We start from the raw sequence: 18007 nt of genomic DNA on the forward strand, positions 1-18007 counted from the left end.
CCTGGCGCGCGGATCAGGTTTTCAGGTTTTGTTGCGCGAACTCCCAATCGACCAGCTTGTCCAGCACCGCGTTGACGTAGTCGGCGCGGCGGTTCTGGTAGTCCAGGTAGTAGGCATGCTCCCACACGTCCAGGTTCAGCAGCGGCCGCATGCTGCCGGTGAGGGGCGTGTCGGCGTTGCTGGTCTTCACCACTTTCAGCGCGTCGCCGTCCTGCACCAGCCAGGCCCAGCCGCTGCCGAACTGCGCGATGGCAGCGCCGGCCAGCTGTTGCTTACAGGCGTCCACGCTGCCGAAATAGGCTTCCATTTTTTCGCGCAGCGCCTGCGGAGGAATGCCGCCGCCCTTGGCGCGCATGCTGTTCCAGTAAAAAGAGTGGTTCCATAGCTGAGCGCCGTTGTTGAACACGGCGGCGTCGGCCGTTTTCTTGACGGAGGCGGAGATGATGCCTTCCAGCGACATGTCGGCGTAGTCGCGGCCGGCTATCAGCTTGTTGAGGTTGTCGAGGTAGGCCTTGTGGTGCTTGCCGTAGTGAAAGCCTATGGTGCGGGCCGAGATCACCGGCTCCAGCGCGTTGTCGGCATAGGGCAGCGGCGGCAGCACCTGCGCGGAAGAGGCGTGGGCGCGGGCGGACAGCATGGGCAGCGCCAGTGCGGCCAGGCCGCCGGCGGCGGCGAGCAGGAAGCCGCGGCGGTTCAGTTCCGGTAGCGGGGTGGATGTGCTGTGCATCTGAATTCTCCCAAAGGATGGGGGGCGGAGAAAGCCGTTGCGCGACCGCATGGCGGCGACGCGATGGCCGGATCATATTAATCCAGCATGCAAGCACGATTTGCGGCGATCGGGCGATGGCCTTGTCTGTCCGGACAGGCTGGAGCGGCGGAAAGCGCAAACCGCCAGGCCGGTGGGCGCTGGCGGTTTGCGTGCCGAGCTGCGGGCTTAACGCAGGTTCAGCGACTTCACGGTGTGGCGCAGTTCATCGGACAGCTGGATGTCCTGGCCAATCACTTCGGTCCAGTGGCCGTGTTGCAGGAAGGCGTAGCGGGCCTTGGAGCCGGCATCAGCCTGCCAGCCGCCTTTCAGATGGCCGTCGAAGTGGAAATCCTCGCCCGGCAGCGCGTGAGCCTGCTGTTGGCCTTGCTGGCCTTGGGTCTGCAGCAGGTTGTGGCCGGCGAGGAACAGTTCAATATTGCTGCCGTTCTCCTCGTAGTGGCCGTGCACCGGGCTCTTGAATACCAGCGGTTGGGCGGTGGCGTGGGTGATGACGGCTTCGCCGCTGACGCGGCGCGACGGCGGGTAGACTGACAGCTTCAGCTGCAGATTGTAGCCGCCGGCCACGCCGGGTTTGGAAACGTTGTAGCTTACGATGAACAAGCCGGCTTTTTGATCGCGATCCAGTTGGTTGGCCATGATAGGACTCCTTGGAAATCGGATGACAGTTGATGGCGCCGGTAAGCGCGCATCCCATATTGCTTGCCGTGGCGCCACGGTAGCGGTCGCCACCCGCTCTTTATATAACAAATGGTTAGATTTTTCACTGCCACTTAGGTCAGTATGGAATTTGGTGCGGGTAGCGATGGTCCGCTGCCGGGTGGTATCCACGGCAACCATATCGGACATGGGGTTGAATTCCGCCGGCTTTGCGCCACACTAGCGCCATCCCCAACCCTGAATAGGACTGAGACATGGCAACTGTTACCCTGCGCGGCAATCCGGTGGAAGTGGCGGGCGCGCTGCCGGCCAAGGGCACGGCCGCTCCGGCGCTGCAACTGACTAATGGCGATCTGGCCGAGGTGACGCTGGCCGACTACGCCGGCAAACGCAAGATACTGAACATCTTCCCGAGCGTGGACACCCCGACCTGCGCCATGTCGGTGCGCAAGTTCAACGAGAAGGCCGCCAGCCTGGCCGACGCGGTGGTGCTGTGCGTCTCCGCCGATCTGCCGTTCGCGCAGAAGCGCTTCTGCGGCGCCGAAGGCATCGAGGGCGTGGTGAACCTGTCCACCTTCCGCAATCCGGCTTTCGCCGAGGCCTACGGCGTGAAGCTGGCCTCCGGTCCGCTGGCCGGCCTGACCGCCCGCGCGGTGGTGGTGCTGGATGCCGACAACAAGGTGCTGCACAGCCAGTTGGTGGGCGAGATCGCCGACGAGCCGGACTACGCCGCCGCCCTGGCCGCGCTGTAATCCAGCCGCAGGCAAACAAAAAGCCGACTGCATCGCAGTCGGCTTTTTTTGTCGGCGAAGACGCCGGGTTCAGACGCGTTGGCCAGCCAGCTTGCCGGACGGCTGCTGTTCGGCCTGCATCGCCTCCACCAGCTTGGCATCGTGCTCGTCGCGCAGGTAGCGGGTGTACCAGCCGCTGTTGACGCCCCAGAAATAGAAACCCAGTGCGGCCGCGGCCACCACGGCCATGTCGGCGCCGTAGGGCAGCAGGCCGATGCCGCCGAAGTCCTTGCTGCCGATATAGGACAGCAGCGCCATCGCCGGCAGGTACAGCACCATCCACAGCGCGCCCTTCAGCTCGCGGCTGAATTCCGGCCAGCCGGCACGGGCCTGGTACCAGATGTATACCGGCAGCGCCGCCACGATCAGGAAGATGATGTGGCCGGTCAGCGGCCAGCGCGCCCAGTACAGCACCAGCGAGGCGCAGACGAAGGCGAACGGGGCGACCACGCCGAGGCCGGACAGGCGCAACGGGCGCGGCAGGTCTGGCGCGCAGCGGCGCAGCGCGGCCACGCTGATCGGGCCGGTCAGGTAGGAGATCACGGTGGCGACCGAGATCACCGCCGCCAGCGTGCCCCAGCCGCGGAAGAAGAACAGGAACACGAAGGACACCGCCAGGTTGAACCACATCGCCGGGCGGGGGATGTGGAACAGCGGATGGATGCGGCCGAAGATGGCCGGCATGGTGCCGTTGCGCTGCATGCCGTAGATCATGCGCGAGGTGGTGGCCATATAGGTGGCGCCGGTGCCGCTGGGGCTGACGAAGGCGTCGAAGTACAAAGTCATCATCAGCCAGTTCAGGCCCAGGGCCATCGCCAGCTGGGCGAACGGCGAGCTGAAGTCTATGCCTTTCCAGCCGTGCGCCAGATTGGCCGGCGATAGCGCGCCGAGGAAGGCCACCTGCAGCGCGACGTAGATCACCGCCGCCAGCAGGATTGAGCCCACCACGCCGAAAGGCACGCTCTTGCCCGGATTGCGTGCCTCGCCGGCCAGGTTGATCGGGCTCTGGAAGCCGTTGAAGCTGAACACGATGCCGCTGGTGGCCACCGCAGTCATCACGCTGGCCCAGCCGAACGGCGCGAAGCCGCCCAATGCCGGGTTGTTGAGGTTTTCGCTGTGGAAGCCGCTGTAGACCAGCGCGCCCACCGTCAGCGCCGGCACGATCACCTTGAAGATGGTGATGGCGCTGTTGGCCTTGGCGAACAATCTCACGCCCCAGTAGTTGAGCAGGAAGTAGATCACCACCAGCACGGCGGCCAGGCAGAGGCCGATGCCGCTCAATTCGCCGTGCTGGTACAGCGCCTGCGCCCAGGCGTAGGGCCAGGAGCTCATGTACTGCACCGAGGCTTCGGCCTCGATCGGAATCACCGAGACGATGGCGATCCAGTTGGCCCAGGCGGCGATGAAGCCCAACAGCGAGCCGTGCGAATAGCGGGCGTAGCGCACCATGCCGCCCGATTCCGGGAACATGGCGCCCAGTTCGGCGTAGCTCAGCGCGATGGAGAGAATGATCACCATGCCGACTATCCAGGCGACGATGGCGGCCGGGCCGGCGATCTGCGCCGCGTGGGCGGCGCCGAACAGCCAGCCGGAACCGATGATGGAACCTAGGCCGGTCAGCATCAGCGCAATCGGGCCGATGTGGCGGGAGTGTTGGTGTTGCAAGGGCGAATCTCCTGTCATTTTAACGTTGACGGGCAACAGCGGCCCCTGGCTGGCGCGCACGCGCCATGCCTTCAAGAGGTGTGTTGCCCACGGCGCCGGGTGTCCCGGTCTTATGGAAGTTGCGCCTGCGAGAAGCAGGCGGTGCCTGATGGCGCGGCTCCGGCTCGCGGATAACCTGCCAAGGGGAGGTTTGCGGAGTGGAGCCGGCCAGGATGGAAGTGCTGGCCGGATACGACTAAACCACCCGTGTTGGGCGAGCGATTGTAACGCAATGTGAATGAACTATGCCATGGTTTGCTTATATGTCTTGAAATCTTACTGTCATGAATATTGAATACACTGCGGTTTCCTACGTTTCACGCCTCACCCGCCATGTCTCTGATCAAACGCCTGTGGCTGACCATCGCCTTCACCCTGGCCAGCCTGGTGCTGGTGATGTCGATCACCGGACAGCAGCTTTACGCCTTCACCCGCCACGTCGACAGTTACAACCAGCTGCAGCAGCTGGCCAGCAATCTGCAACAACTCAAGGCCGTCGCGCTGTCGTTTTCGCGCGCCGATCCCCTGCTGCCGGAAACCGGCCGCCGCCTGCAGGCGGCGCAGCGGCAGGTGGCGGGCTTGCAGCAGGAGATTCTGTCCGGCCTGCCGGCGGTCGATAGCCAGGCTTTCGGCGCGGTCCTGCGCGGCCATTGGCAGGAGTACGCGCGCAATCTGGCCAGCGCCATTCATATCGCTGAAACCGCGCCGCAGGACGCGCTGTCGATACCGGAGCAGGCCTATCAGAACGATCTGCTGCCGTTGGCGGCGGAGATCGACCGCCAGGTCGCCAGGCGCGACGGCGAGCTGCGGCAGGAGAAGGCCGCGCTGGCGAGCGCGCTGGCCTGGCTGGCGCCGTTGATCCTGGGGCCGCTGGCGCTGGCCAGCGCGTTGGTGGTGCTGATCCAGCTGACGCTAGCGCGCCGGCTGAAGCGCCATCTGGGCGCCATGGCGCAGGCGGCGGACGCCTTGAGCGAGGGCAATCTGGCCGTGCGGCTGCCGGATCAGGGCGGCGACGAGCTGGCCCACGCCGCCGCGCGCATCAACCGTTTCCTGGATAGGCTGGCGGGCTTGCTGGACGATGTGCGGCGGCACGCCGGCGACAATCTGCGCGACAGCCAGCGCCTGCAGCTGTTGACGCGGCAGAGCGCCGACGCCAGCCGGCAGCAGACGCAGAAAAGCCGGCTGAGCAACGAGGCCGCCGGCGAGATAGCCAGCCACGCCGAACAGGTGGCGCAGCATGTCGAAGCGGCGCTGGACGGTTCGCGCAGCGCCGCCGCCACGACCGAGGACGCGCGCGCGCTGGGCGGGCGCAATATCGTGGCGATGCGGCTGCTGGCCGAACGCATCGACGCCGCCACCCGCGAGATGCGCGAACTGGGACAGGCGGTGGGCGCCATCGGCCAGATCAGCGCGTTGATCCGCGAGGTGGCTGACCAGACCAATCTATTGGCGCTGAACGCGGCGATAGAGGCGGCGCGCGCCGGAGAGGCCGGCCGCGGCTTCGCGGTGGTGGCGGACGAGGTGCGCAAGCTGTCGGAACGGACGGCGGCGGCCACCAGCGGCATTTTCGACAGCCTGCAGCAGATGGAGCGGGCCAAGGGCGCGCTGGGCGAGGCGATAGCGGCGGCCGGCAGCGCCAGCCGCGACAGCCAGCATTCGCAGCTGGCGCTGGATCAGGCGTTGGCCACGGTGGACGGCGCGCTGTCCAGGCTGGCCGGGCTGATGGACGACATCGGCGCCGCGCGCGAGCTGCAAAGCCGCGCCGGCGGCAGCATCCGCCAGCACGGCCACGAGCTGTCCAGCCTGGCGCAGGACATTGAAAGCCAGATGGGCCAGGCCGAGCCCTTGATGTTGAAACTGGCGGAGTCGGCCAGCGGGCTCAATCAGGCGCTGGCCTGGTTCCGCCTGCCAGCAGCCGATGAGCGCGCGGCCAAATCGGCCGGCCAGCGGCTGACCGTTCCCAGGCTGGCGCTGGTCTGAACTTAACGGGCATGTGGGAAGGACGGCGGCGCAACGCGCGGCTTGGGCCGCACCACCACGGTGCGCGCCAGCTTGTCGTGCCAGCCCTGCTTGCGCGGGTCCAGCCCCACCCAGATCAGCCCCAGGCAGAACGGGATGGCGGCGACGAAATAGCCCAGATAGCGCAACACCGCCTGGCGCGGCGTCAGCGGCAGGCCGCTGTCGGCGTCCACCACCCGCGCGCCCAGCATCATCTTGCCCGGCGTGGCGCTCTTGTAGAGCCAGAACAGGATCACCGCCGCGGCCGGCAGCAGGTAGTTGACCAGGAGATCGCCGGCGCTGCCGGTGCCGCCAAGCTGGGCGAGGTTAGTGCCGCCATCGGCCAGATCGGCCAGAGCCGGAGCCTCGTTTTGGGCCAGCAGCCACCATAGCGGGGCCGACACGATCAGCAGCAGCACGGTGTCCACCAGGCTGGCTAGCACCCGTAGCCAGAAGCCCACGTATTCCAGTTCCTCGGCGTCATGCGCCGGCTGGGTCGGATGCATCGATTAGTCCTCCAGATTGGCTTTGTGCTTGTCGGCCACGCGCAGGTAGTGCTCGGCCGAATACTTGAAATACGCCAACTCCTGCTCGGTCAGCGGCCGCGCCTGCTTCACCGGATTGCCCAGGTACAGGTAACCGGACGCCAGCCGCTTGCCCGGCGGCACCAGGCTGCCGGCGCCGACCAGCACCCGGTCCTCGATCACCACGCGGTCCAGCACGATGCTGCCGATGCCGATCAGCACCTCGTCGCCTATGGTGCAGCCGTGCAGTGTCACGTGGTGGCCGATGGTGACGTGCCGGCCGATGATCAGCGGCGCGCCGACCGGATCGGCGGCGCTCTTGTGGCTGACGTGCAGCATGGCGAAGTCCTGCACATTGCTGTTCTCGCCGACGCTGATGGAGTTGACGTCGCCGCGGATCACCGCGCACGGCCAGACCGAGGCGCCCGCTTCCAGTTTCACTTCGCCGATGACGACTGCGGCCGGATCGATGTAACAGCCGTCGGCGATCTCTGGATGATGGCCGTCGTACTGGCGGATATTGCGATTCACGATAATGTCCTTATCTTATTGGCGTTATCCGCGAGGCTATCATTAGCCCGTCACGCTTGCCACACGGCGCGGCCATCTTGCCGCGCCCCAGCCCGAAGGGACTTCCATGCGCCACAGCAACCCGCTGCTCGATTTTACTGACCTGCCGCGCTTCGACGCCATCAAGCCGGAACACATCACCCCCGCCCTCGACGCGTTGCTGGCCGATGCCCGCGCGGCCATCGATGCGGTGGTCGCCGCAGGCGGCGACAGCTGGGACGCCGTGGTGGAGCCGCTGACCGAGGCCACTGAAAAACTGGGCCGCGCCTGGGGCGTGGTCGGCCATCTCAACGGCGTGGTGGGCAATACCGAGGGCCTGCGCGAGGCGTACAACGCTGAAATCCCGCGCGTCTCCGCCTTCTTCACCGAACTGGGGCAAAACCTCGACCTGTTCGCCCGCTTCAAGGCCGTGGCGGCCAATCCCGCTTTCGCCGCCGCCAGCGCCGCGCAAAAGAAAGTGATAGACAACGACCTGCGCGATTTCCGCCTGGCCGGCGCCGAGCTGCCGGACGCGCAGAAAGCGCGCTTCGCCGAGCTGTCCAGCCGCCTGGCCGAGCTGTCCAACCAGTTCTCGCAGCACGTGATGGACGCCACCGACGGCTTCAGCCTGTACATCGATGACGCAGCCGAGCTGGCCGGCATCCCCGAGGACACGCTGGCGATGTACGCCGCGATGGCCGAGGCCGACGGCCAGCCGGGCAAATACAAGCTGGGCCTGCAGTTCCCGCTGTTGTTCCCGGTGCTGCAATACGCCGACAACCGCGCGCTGCGCGAGAAGCTGTACGAGGCCAACGCCAAGCGCGCCTCGGAGTTTGGCCCGGCCGAGCAGGATAACGGCCCGCTGATCCGCGAAAAGCTGCGGCTGGCCGCCGAAGAGGCGCAACTGCTGGGCTTCGCCAACTACGCCGAGCTGTCCTTGTTCACCAAGATGGCGGAAAGCCCGTCGCAGGTCATCGACTTCCTGCGCGATCTGGCGCGCCGCGCCAAGCCCTACGCCGAGCAGGACCGCGCCGAGCTGGAAGCCTTCGCCCGCGATGAATTGGGGCTGGACATCCTGCAGGCGTGGGACATCAGCTACGCCAGCGAGAAACTGCGCGTCGCGCGCTACGCCTTCTCCGAGCACGAAGTGAAGCAGTACTTCCCCGAACCCAAGGTGCTGCAGGGGCTGTTCGGCGTGGTCGGCACCCTGTACGGCGTGCGTTTCGCCGAGCGCAGCGTCGCCGTCTGGCACCCGGACGTGCGCTACTTCGAGATCTTCCAGGGCGACACCTTGCTGGGCGGTTTCTACCTCGACCTCTACGCCCGCGACGGCAAGCGCCCCGGGGCGTGGATGAACGATGTGCGCGGTCGCCGCCGTAAGGGCGATGAAGTGCAGACCCCGGTGGCCTATCTGGTGTGCAACTTCAGCCGCCCGGTGGGCGACAAGCCCGCCTACTTCACCCACGACGAGGTGATCACCCTGTTCCACGAATGCGGCCACGGCCTGCACCACCTGCTGACCCGCATCGAGGTGGCCGGGGTGGCCGGCATCAGCGGCGTGGAATGGGACGCCGTCGAGCTGCCCAGCCAGTTCATGGAAAACTTCTGCTGGGAGTGGGAGGTGCTGCAGGGCATGACCGCGCACAGCGAAAGCGGCCAGCCGCTGCCGCGCGAGCTGTACGACAAGATGATCGCCGCCAAGAACTTCCAGTCCGGCATGCAGATGGTGCGCCAACTGGAGTTCTCACTGTTCGACATGCTGCTGTACACCGCGGCCGAACCCGGCCGCGTCGACTGGCTGGCGCTGCTGGAACAAGTGCGCGACGAGGTGGCGGTCAACCGTCCGCCGGCCTACAACCGCTTCCCCAACAGCTTCAGCCACATCTTCGGCGGCGGCTACGCGGCCGGCTACTACAGCTACAAGTGGGCGGAGGTGCTGTCGGCCGACGCCTACGCCGCGTTCGAGGAGGCTGGCGGCGCCAACGCGCAGGTGGGCCGCCGGTTCTGGGACGAAATCCTGGCCGTCGGCGGCAGCCGTCCCGCGCTGGAATCGTTCCGGGCCTTCCGCGGCCGCGATCCGCAGATCGACGCGCTGCTGCGCCATTCCGGCATGGTGGTGGACGCCGCGTAAAAAAATCGGAAACTTCCGGAACTACCCCGCGACGGGCCGGCTCTAATCACTTGCTCAGGGTTGTCTTCCGGAGCAGCAAGCGAGCCAGACGCGTATCAGGGGTAGTGATAAGTGTCTATTACACGCCTCCGCATCATGCGGGGGCGTTTTTTTGTCCGCCTGACCCTGCACAGCCGGCCGCGCTGCTGTTATGGTGTCGGCCTTTAGTCCTTCACGGAGAACACGCCGATGCGCTTTGCCACCTGGAACGTGCAATAGAGTCCGATGATGGCTGGCGTTGTATGGGTTGATATTATTTTTCTTTTAAAAACAGTACATTATGTTGTGTTCGCGTCTGGTGACGTCTAATAATGTCTGACTGCAGCTGGGGTTGCGAGCGGGTATCAAAGCGGGTATCGTTTCTGTATGCGAAGCGAAAACCTCCTCACTGACATTCAAGTCAGGCAAGCCAAGCCCGGCGATAAGCTCTCAGACGGCGGTGGCCTGTATCTGCTCGTTAAGCCAAACGGCACCAAGTTGTGGCAATACCGTTTCAAGATACTTGGAAAAGAAAGTACGCATGCGATTGGCGAGTACCACCCAACAACGCTGTCGCTGCGTGAAGCTAGGCGCCGACGCAATACCGCTCGTGAGCTTGTCAGTCAGGGACTCAATCCCAACACGGTTCGCCAAGAAGAAAGACGTCGTATTGCGCAGGAGGAACTGCTCAAAAAGACCAATACGTTCAAAGCAGCGTATGAGAAATGGTTAGCTGCTACTGAGAAAAGCGTTGGCCCGAAAACAATCTCTCAGCGGAGAAGGGATATTGAGCGTCACGCTAAATCTCTCTTTGCTAGACCTGTGGACAAGATAACCAGGAAAGATATTGTAGAAATTCTGGAGCCACTGGAGAAGAGCGTTGTTGAAGTCGCGCGCAATATGCGTCAATACTTTATGGCAATATTTGAATTGCTTATTGATGACGGCATTTTGGTAAGCAATCCATGTCCAATAAGGCGGAATGTCAAAAGGGGACCAGTCCGGCATCATCCTGCCATATTGGAAGACGCTATCGTCGAACTCATGGGATGTCTCAACCAAGACAAAGCCAGTGATGTTAAAAGCATAGTGGCCATCAAGCTTGTCATGCTTACCATATGCCGAAAATCGGAAGCTACATCTGCACGGTGGGATGAGTTTGACCTAGAGCAGGGTGAATGGTTTATCCCTAAGACGCGGATGAAGATGGGCGTGGCGCATTGGATTCCATTGTCTACGCAGACGGTGGCCCTGCTTACAGAATGGCGGCACTACTCTAACAGGAATTCACCCTATGTTTTTCCGAACCGACGAGACCCTATGCGCCCCATGGCTGGCAATACTCTTAACGCCATCATGGGTCGTCATGGACTAAAGGGAAAAGGTACGCCGCATGGCCTACGGTCAGGGTTCAGCACTCATTTCAATAAGTTGGGTGCGAACAAGGATGCAATTGAACGCTGCCTTGCACACGAACCTGGAAATAAAATACGGGCTGCCTATAACCGCTGGGACTATGCTCCTGAGCGTCGAAAGTTACTTCAAGACTGGGCTGACTACCTTTTCAATTCCAGAGAGCCCCAGACCACTTGAGTGCCAAGCCAGTCCATCCTTAGCAGCAGTCGACCCGAAGCGGACTGCTTTAACTTGGAAATCAGACATTCAATGTCTGCATTCATCTTTTGTTTTCGCTGCGCTCCACGGTAAATTTAATTAGCAAATAGCTCAAATTCACTTAAATTATCTTGAATAAAGCTCAACAAGCAACTCTCCTCTTCATCCATAAGTTGAAATGTCTCCGTTCTACCCTCAAACTCATCTTCAGCTCGATAGTGCAGTTCCGAAAATTCACTAATTATCAATTGTTCTAATTTATAAAGATTGCAAATCTTCCCTTTGACTTCACAAATGACCTCTACATCATATGAATAAAATCGTTGAGATGTTGTCTTTCTCGTAACTCCAATTTTATGCAAATTACCATCAGCTAGGGCTATCTTGATAAAATACAGAGTCCCAGTAGAGTTTGCAAGTACTGGGTTTTTTTCAAAAATAGATGTCGAGAATCGACCATTGGAAGGCTTGTAAACTACTGCCTGCTCCAGGCTCATGCTGTTGAGTCTGTATGTAAGTTGACTAACAGACAAGTCAAAGGCAGCTGCAATTTCATTCAAAGAGCTATAGGAAACCCCATTTAGCTCATAACGCTCCAATTTCGGCAAAGGGTCTAATCCAAGACAAACTTCTAAAGGCAATCCTTGACTCTTCCTACTTTGGTATGTTGTAAAGTTTGTTTTGCCAATTTCTTCCCAAGCATTCATGGCACTTCTGTATTTCTTGCCATTAATCTCCACTGATTCTGCTATTTCTTCTCTTACCGCTTGCTCTGGGGGCCATCCATTATCACGCATTCGATTGTAAACAAGACGTGCAGGTAACTCATAAGCCCTAGCCAATTCAACTACTGATTTATATATTACGCCGTCGACAACATAAGTTTTTTTCTCAATCTTTCGTCTGTTTTTGTACGCTTCAGATTGAGATAATAAATCCCCATCTTTTATCTCTTGCAGTCCAGTAGCCTGCATTGGCGAAGCACCTCTATTTAATCTATCTAATATTGTTGAATATGGTACATTGTATTTTTCGGCAGCACCTTTGGCTGACAAAACGTCACCGTCAATATTCAACATCCTAACCTTGTTTGTATTTTTCCTTCCATCTGGCTTTGGTTTTATTTCCAATGCCTCATCGATACTCCATCCGCTACGTATTCTTGCTCGCAGTGCATTGAATGTACATCCCGGCTTTATGGAATCAAAGGCCTCTCGAATATTTTCGTACTCCTTCCCGTTTACAAAAACAGCCTTGCCTCTTGATTTTTTTACATTCACTATTTTCAATGTCTTGTTTTTTTTACGGCCAAAGAAAATTTCTTCGTCCGCCCACCCCCTGTGAGCGCGTTTAACTGCGGCTTCATATGATATTTCAGCCTCTTTCGCTAGGGCTTTAAGATTTTTATAACATTTTTCGCCTACTATATAGGTTCGGCTCACGTTTTTATTTTTCTGTTCGCATAGTGCCTTCTCTAGGTCCCACCCATCTCTAATGCGAGTCGCGACAAGGGAGTATGAAATTCCATCACTAGCTTCTGATTCAACTAGAGCGTTGAGTGATGAGTACGTTTTATTTTTATATGTAATAGGGTTACTCATTTGGTAGACCTAATTTTTATTAAATTGACCCACTATCCAATTTGCTGCAAATAGCATGGACGGACAATATTCCTATGAATTTTTTATCAAATTAATTTAAATCTAGTTCAAATCATTTTTCCAATTCATGAACAAGACTAAGCTATAGAATATAGTCATCCACTATAGAGATGAGTGGCGCCATTGCGGAGCTAGGCAAGAACGTCTGTTCCTGGCCGATAGTAGCCATGCTAGCACATGAGCATGAGCGTCTGCCGAAACCGAGTGGCCCGTATAGGGATTGTGGTGGGTTTTGAGTGGGGCAGCCCAATGAAGGGTGGCTTATAAGGGGTGCAAAGGTCTGCTCATGACGCCGCAGCACAGAGTCGTGTAGCTAGTTCGGCCACAACGGTGGTATTCAGCGCGGGCCAGTGCCAGAGGGCGGATACGCCGAATCACGTTCTATCTCCGGCCAGACAGGAAGTCGACCCACTCGGATGCGTAGGCGCACTGCATCGGTATTGGGTCCTCTTCGATGACGGGGCACGTTGAATATTCAATCCGTTTTCTGAATATGCTTGCGACTGGCTCTGGTATCTCATCCAGGCGAACATAGTCGGTACCGCCGGAATGGTGGACAGGAACATTCAATGGCTGAGGGCGCGGGGGGAGATTTTCCTCGCCGGTCAAGGCCACTGCAATTGAGCGGGCAACCAGGTCCCAGATTGACCCCGCGAATCGTGCGTACTTGTGAATCGTCACACGCTCGGGATGGCTGTACATGTCTTCTTGCAATTCCATGACATAGTCGGGGCCACGCAACGATGGAGCCGCCCAAGCTTGGCAGTCGCTATTATCCGACCACGGTTTTGCCCAGGCGAAAGAATTTCAACGGTAATTTTGAGCATGACAAATCCCGAAAGGATGTAGTGTTAGCTACCGCGCCGAGCGCGGCACCGCTCAAGTTCTTTGCTGAGAGCATCGATTTCGGCTTGCATCCCTGCAGCTCGCCTCAGCAACTGGCCGACCTGGTACCAGTAGGCGTACCCCAAGTCACCATCGGCCAGTGCTAGCTCGTGGATTTTCTGAAGCGCAACTGTCAGGTCAATACTGTTCTCTTGAGACATGTTGTCCTCGCCCAATTCGCCATCAGGACTACTCTAGCCGATGCCCCCCTTATTCTCAAAATGCAACAAAGTCTGGCCGGGCCTATGACAGCACACGTATTGGAACCATCTTTCCTGATAATTGCAGTTATCAGGAAAGAACCACCTAGGGCCGAGCCGCGACCGGCAAGGTCACCAAAATTGTGCTGTCTGGTGAGGTCGAACAGGAAAGGTCACAAGAATTGTTCGGCATCGGGTCGTCGCCAGATGAAAGGTCACAAGATTTGTACGTGAGGCCGGGAAAGGTCACCAAAATTGTTCTCTTGAGATGTGAATCCATGCCGAAATTCGCCGGATATTGGCTGCATGCTGCCGTTACAAGGCAATCCCGTACAATTTTGGTGACTTTTCCTCCGGCGGTGGCCGGCTGGCTGGTTGCCTCGTACAATTTTGGTGACCTTTCCCTCCATCCGTCTCTCCTTCACACTGAGTACGTCGTATAGCGAGACGAATGCACCGCCGATTGCAAACTTGAAAGGAGTGACTATGGAGATGCCGAGGGAGGAATCCCAGATTCTGGAGGACCTAGCCACGCTAGCCGCGTCGCCTGGATACGCTCATGCGGTTGCACACATTTGCCATCGCGACAACGTCATTCACATCAAGGGCAAGCTGAAGCCGTCTGACATGGACCGTTTGTTCAGCAGCGAGCGCCTCATTCGGACGGAATTGACGACGCTGATTGGCCTGATGGCGAAGAAGCCATTGGACCTTTCTCAGCAGCCGACTGATGTGGTCGAGGGCTACGTCAATCGCACGGATGCCCTTATGCGGGAACTGCATGACGCGATGTCCTACCCGATGTTCGCGGCCATGTTCGAGGCGATGAAAGCGGGCGCCGAGCCGCCAGACCCATGGAGTGGACCGGGGATGCGAGAGCCCATCTTCTATGGCACCGAGTCGGCCTACGCCTTCCAGTACAGGGACCTCGCGCCCGGGAAGTACGGGGCCGATGATGACTGGATGCTCAAGACTAAAGGCTTCACCTCCGACCAGGCGCGGACCATCGCAAAGACGATGTGCGCCTTGATGGACGAAAAGGGGACGCGACTCTTCGCGGACGCCAGAACTGCCAAGGCGCAGCCGGAGACTTGGCTGTCCGCGTTCGAGTTCTCGTTGGATGAAGTGGCGTTCCACAGTGGAGTTGCGCAGGACGTCGTTGAAGCGTTCTTCCGCGCTTTCCTCCATACGGGAGACAACGCGGCGTTCAAGGAAGTGGGTGACTTCAATGAGGTCGCCGCCCGGCCGCTGCTACCTACCGACCACGGGACCGTGCTCCTCTTCTCGCACTACGCCATTTACGAGGCGCTATATGAGTCTCCGTTCTTCTGGATGTGGGACGACAAGCCCTACCGCCCGACGGCCGCCAAGCATCGCGGCGCCTTCGCCGAGCAGTTCGCTGCGCACCGGCTGGCCGGGGTCTTCGGCCGCGAGCACGTCCATACGAATGTGAATCTGCATCGTGGCAAGGACATCGTGGGTGAGGCTGATGTTTTGGTCGTCTACGCAGACCGACTCATCATTGTGCAGGCGAAGGCGAAGAAGCTGACCATCGCCGCGCGAAAGGGAAACGACAACCAGTTGAAGGCGGACTTCGCTGCCGCCATCCAAGATTCCTACGACCAGGGTTGGACTTGCGCCAACGAAATTCTCGCTGGCGGATGTCGCTTGGTGGACGACAAAGGAAAAGAAATCGACTTGCCCTCGAGCATCAAAGAGGTCTTCCTGTTTAGCCTCGTGTCTGAACACTATCCGGCATTGGCATTTCAAGCGAGCCAGTCGCTGAAGTTCCAGACTACCGATGTCATCCGGCCTCCGTTCGTGATGGACGTGTTCCTTCTCGATACGCTGACGGAAATGCTGACGACGCCGCTGCGATTATTGAGCTACGTGAAGTTGCGCGTGGCCGTCTTGGACAAGCTGATGAGCGGGCATGAGCTGACCGTCCTCAGCTACCACCTGAAACAGAACCTCTGGCTGGATGACAATTACGACACCGTTATGCTCGAGGACTCCGTTGCTCAAGACCTGGACACGGCGATGCTAGTCCGCAGGGATAATCAGCCAGGCGACGACACGCCGGTTGGCATCCTTACGAAGATGCGCGGAACGCGCTACGAGCGACTCATCAAGGAGATAGAAGCCAAGGTGGACCCGGCAACGCTAGAACTCGGATTCCACCTGCTTTCCATGGACGAAGATTCGTGTATGAATGTCCATCGCGTACTCGAGACCATCACGCGGAAGGCACAGCTCGACGGGAATCGACACGACGTGACGCTTGCATTGAGCACACCACCGTGCGGGGTTAGTTTCCATTGCAATCCAACGCCGTCTCTTGAAGCGATTGCCGTGCTGGAGACCCACTGCGTCAAGCGGAAGTACCAGCAACGTGCGGCGCAGTGGTTTGGAGTCTCCGTGAACCCGGATGGGCAAGTCCAGTTCGGTGTCACGTTGGACTTTCCGTGGGAGCCCTCGGAGGAGATGGACCGGCTAACTGCGAACATGAAGCGGGCGGCCAGGGTTCGCGATGTGCTTCCTCAATACACACAAGGGGTCAGCCGCATAAAACTCGGGAGGAACGAGCCGTGCCACTGTGGCAGCGGACGCAAGTACAAGAAGTGCTGCTTGTCCTAGCGCCCTACCAAAACAAAAGCCAGTTACTCGTTGACTTCGTGCCTGAAACTACAGTTTCCCACTACATTACGCGTCAAGAAATCCGGCCAGGGTGTGGGGAGGGCTGTTGTAGAGTGGGAGCTTGACCATGTACGGCAGCTTGGGCAGCTCAATCTCACCCCGACCAAACTTGCGAGCCAGCTTGCCAGCCAGGTGGTTGAGCTTGAGAACCTGACCGCGTACGCCGCTGAATAGCGGCATGGCGGAATGCCGTTCAATCATCGCAATGATGGCGGGTCTATCTCTCTCCCGGACGGTTTGTACAACGGCCGCTTCAAGCTCGGCATAGCGGGCCGGCTCGATTCGCCAGGTCCATGTCGTCGTCTTGACCTTGGGCATGCGCTTTTCGTACTCCAGCAGTTCGTAGGCCAGGAAGCGCAGATGCTGGCCACGGAGGCGGCTATCTTTGACTGCACCGAGGTTCGGAGCATCTGGGTCAGCAAGTCCTCCCTTGCCGGCGGTGGAGAGCAAGCACCAGAACACCTCGCGGTTATCGAACTCCACCACGACCAGGTGCACGGACGCCCGCCGCTTGCGGCGGTCATATGCTCGGCCCGGCGCATCTCGATAGATGCCGAATTGTTCGAGCTTGGGCAGGAACCGCCTAAGGTTGGTGGCGGGCATCTGGCCCGACAAGTAGTAGTAGTGACCAGACGTGGCCAACTGCTGCATCAGCAGCATCGCGGCGGTTTTGGAGCGGGGCAGTTTGATGGTTTTGTGCGTCGTCATACCCCGTATAGCGCCGCGTAGCGGCATGCGATTAGAGGTTTTTCTAATCGCATGAATGAACTGGGAGAGTCGCGCGGATTTTTGGCGCTATACACCGGTAGGAAAGACGCAACCAGGAATGCGTACCTATCGAGGCGCCAACCTCTTCCACATCATGCATGGGGTGAGAGGCGCGCCAACGCCCTCACCCACTCTGGAGCCGTGCTCCCACCCTCCGCCAGAGGGTAGTTCTGTGGCGCCGTATGCTCGTAATGGAGCTTGTACGGTGCGAGGGGGAGGCAGGGGACTAATCCCGGCTAGCGCCGGAGTAACCCCACTGCTTTATCCCATGTCCAATCTGGTGACCAACCAGGTGTAACTGGTGCGAACACGAAACGGACTCGGGGAGCAAATGCCCCGATGTTCCTGACAACATGACCAAGGGGTGCGAGTCCCCTCCACGGCATGCAAGGAATTGCATGACGTGTGCTCGACAGGATGGCTGCGTAATCGCACACCGCGAGGTGTGCCTCGGTTGGATGGGGCAAGTGCCCCAGACCAGTCGGGCGAGCGCGATAGTGACCCAGGGTAGCGCCTGGCGAGCTTCGAGCCGCGCTGAGAGCTTAAACCTGTACCTGCGCCGAGACCCGGTGCAGTCGAGAAAGCAGTGGTGCCGTCTAGGGCCTGCAGTGCCTGCAATATGGTGGAAGCTGCAAGCTGAACACGACGATTGAGTAAGGAAGGGACTTCTCCCGGTTCTCCCTCCCGAAATCCGGTAACCAGCCCGGCCGTCGATGCTTGCTGTGAGTCAGCGGCGTTCCCTGTGAACGTAAGAAGTTGTCTAAGTGGTGCGAAATGCTCTCGGAGGGTCGGTCAGGTGGCACTGACCGGCACAGAGGTAACGACTCTGACAATCCCGAGAGAGTATGAGCGAGGCTTTTCGATGATGACCCCCGGCCGAAATCCGGAGCGAGTTGTGAGGCCGACAGAACGAAGAGAGTAGCGTGATGATGAAACAGGCTCGCGGCGTTGGCGCGTCGCGAGCTGACTTCTTGTCTTGGCGGACGGAAGTCTCATATGTTGTGGTCGAGCGTGTCTGTGACAGCTTGCCATCCCCACAAA

General features: G+C 59.5%; 12 protein-coding genes. 5 read left to right on the plus strand and 7 right to left on the minus strand.

Annotated features, from left to right (window positions below; all coding sequences use genetic code 11):
• Positions 1-13 precede the first annotated feature (13 nt).
• A complete protein-coding gene (locus BI347_RS03775; RefSeq protein ID WP_083338676.1) occupies positions 14-727 on the minus strand; it encodes a superoxide dismutase in 714 nt (237 codons plus the stop codon).
• Positions 728-934: 207 nt separating this feature from the next.
• Positions 935-1405, minus strand: coding sequence for a DUF1842 domain-containing protein (locus BI347_RS03780; RefSeq protein WP_071111093.1), 471 nt, complete (start codon positions 1403-1405; stop codon positions 935-937).
• Between the two features lie 275 nt (positions 1406-1680).
• Here BI347_RS03780 and tpx point away from each other — a divergent pair, with 275 nt between their 5' ends.
• A complete protein-coding gene (gene tpx, locus BI347_RS03785) occupies positions 1681-2178 on the plus strand; it encodes a thiol peroxidase (RefSeq protein ID WP_071111092.1) in 498 nt (165 codons plus the stop codon).
• A 69-nt stretch (positions 2179-2247) separates the two neighbouring features.
• Here the strand turns inward: tpx and BI347_RS03790 are convergent, their stop codons facing one another.
• Positions 2248-3882: an APC family permease gene (locus BI347_RS03790; RefSeq protein WP_239690815.1), complete on the minus strand. Its 1635-nt coding sequence runs from the start codon at positions 3880-3882 to the stop codon at positions 2248-2250.
• A 372-nt stretch (positions 3883-4254) separates the two neighbouring features.
• Here BI347_RS03790 and BI347_RS03795 point away from each other — a divergent pair, with 372 nt between their 5' ends.
• Positions 4255-5901 carry a methyl-accepting chemotaxis protein gene (locus tag BI347_RS03795; RefSeq protein ID WP_071115334.1) on the plus strand — a complete coding sequence of 549 codons (1647 nt, stop codon included), beginning with the start codon at positions 4255-4257 and terminating at the stop codon, positions 5899-5901.
• Positions 5902-5903: 2 nt separating this feature from the next.
• On the opposite strand, the gene BI347_RS03800 is transcribed toward BI347_RS03795, so the two are convergent.
• Both BI347_RS03800 and BI347_RS03805 read right to left on the minus strand, forming a co-directional pair.
• The gene (locus tag BI347_RS03800; protein ID WP_071115335.1) at positions 5904-6425 is read right to left on the minus strand and encodes an RDD family protein; all 522 of its coding nucleotides are present in this window, start codon (positions 6423-6425) and stop codon (positions 5904-5906) included.
• Positions 6426-6428: 3 nt separating this feature from the next.
• Positions 6429-6974, minus strand: coding sequence for a gamma carbonic anhydrase family protein (locus tag BI347_RS03805; RefSeq protein WP_071111089.1), 546 nt, complete (start codon positions 6972-6974; stop codon positions 6429-6431).
• Positions 6975-7080: 106 nt separating this feature from the next.
• Here BI347_RS03805 and BI347_RS03810 point away from each other — a divergent pair, with 106 nt between their 5' ends.
• Together BI347_RS03810 and BI347_RS22485 are read left to right on the plus strand one after the other, a co-directional pair.
• Positions 7081-9123 (plus strand): M3 family metallopeptidase, encoded by a 2043-nt coding sequence (locus BI347_RS03810; RefSeq protein ID WP_071115336.1) that lies wholly within the window; start codon positions 7081-7083, stop codon positions 9121-9123.
• Between the two features lie 405 nt (positions 9124-9528).
• On the plus strand, positions 9529-10734 hold the full coding sequence (locus tag BI347_RS22485) for a tyrosine-type recombinase/integrase (RefSeq protein WP_083338678.1): 1206 nt from the start codon (positions 9529-9531) through the stop codon (positions 10732-10734).
• A gap of 116 nt (positions 10735-10850) precedes the next feature.
• On the opposite strand, the gene BI347_RS23445 is transcribed toward BI347_RS22485, so the two are convergent.
• On the minus strand, positions 10851-12356 hold the full coding sequence (locus tag BI347_RS23445; protein WP_139167173.1) for a GIY-YIG nuclease family protein: 1506 nt from the start codon (positions 12354-12356) through the stop codon (positions 10851-10853).
• 1631 nt (positions 12357-13987) lie between these two features.
• On the opposite strand from BI347_RS23445, the gene BI347_RS03820 reads away from it, so the two are divergent.
• On the plus strand, positions 13988-16138 hold the full coding sequence (locus BI347_RS03820) for a nuclease-related domain-containing protein (RefSeq protein WP_071115337.1): 2151 nt from the start codon (positions 13988-13990) through the stop codon (positions 16136-16138).
• 66 nt (positions 16139-16204) lie between these two features.
• Here the strand turns inward: BI347_RS03820 and BI347_RS03825 are convergent, their stop codons facing one another.
• Positions 16205-16906, minus strand: coding sequence for a hypothetical protein (locus BI347_RS03825; protein ID WP_139167174.1), 702 nt, complete (start codon positions 16904-16906; stop codon positions 16205-16207).
• Between the last annotated feature and the right edge of the window lie 1101 nt (positions 16907-18007).

Origin of the sequence: Chromobacterium sphagni, assembly GCF_001855575.1 — a bacterium.
Classification (GTDB): Bacteria; Pseudomonadota; Gammaproteobacteria; order Burkholderiales; family Chromobacteriaceae; genus Chromobacterium; species Chromobacterium sphagni.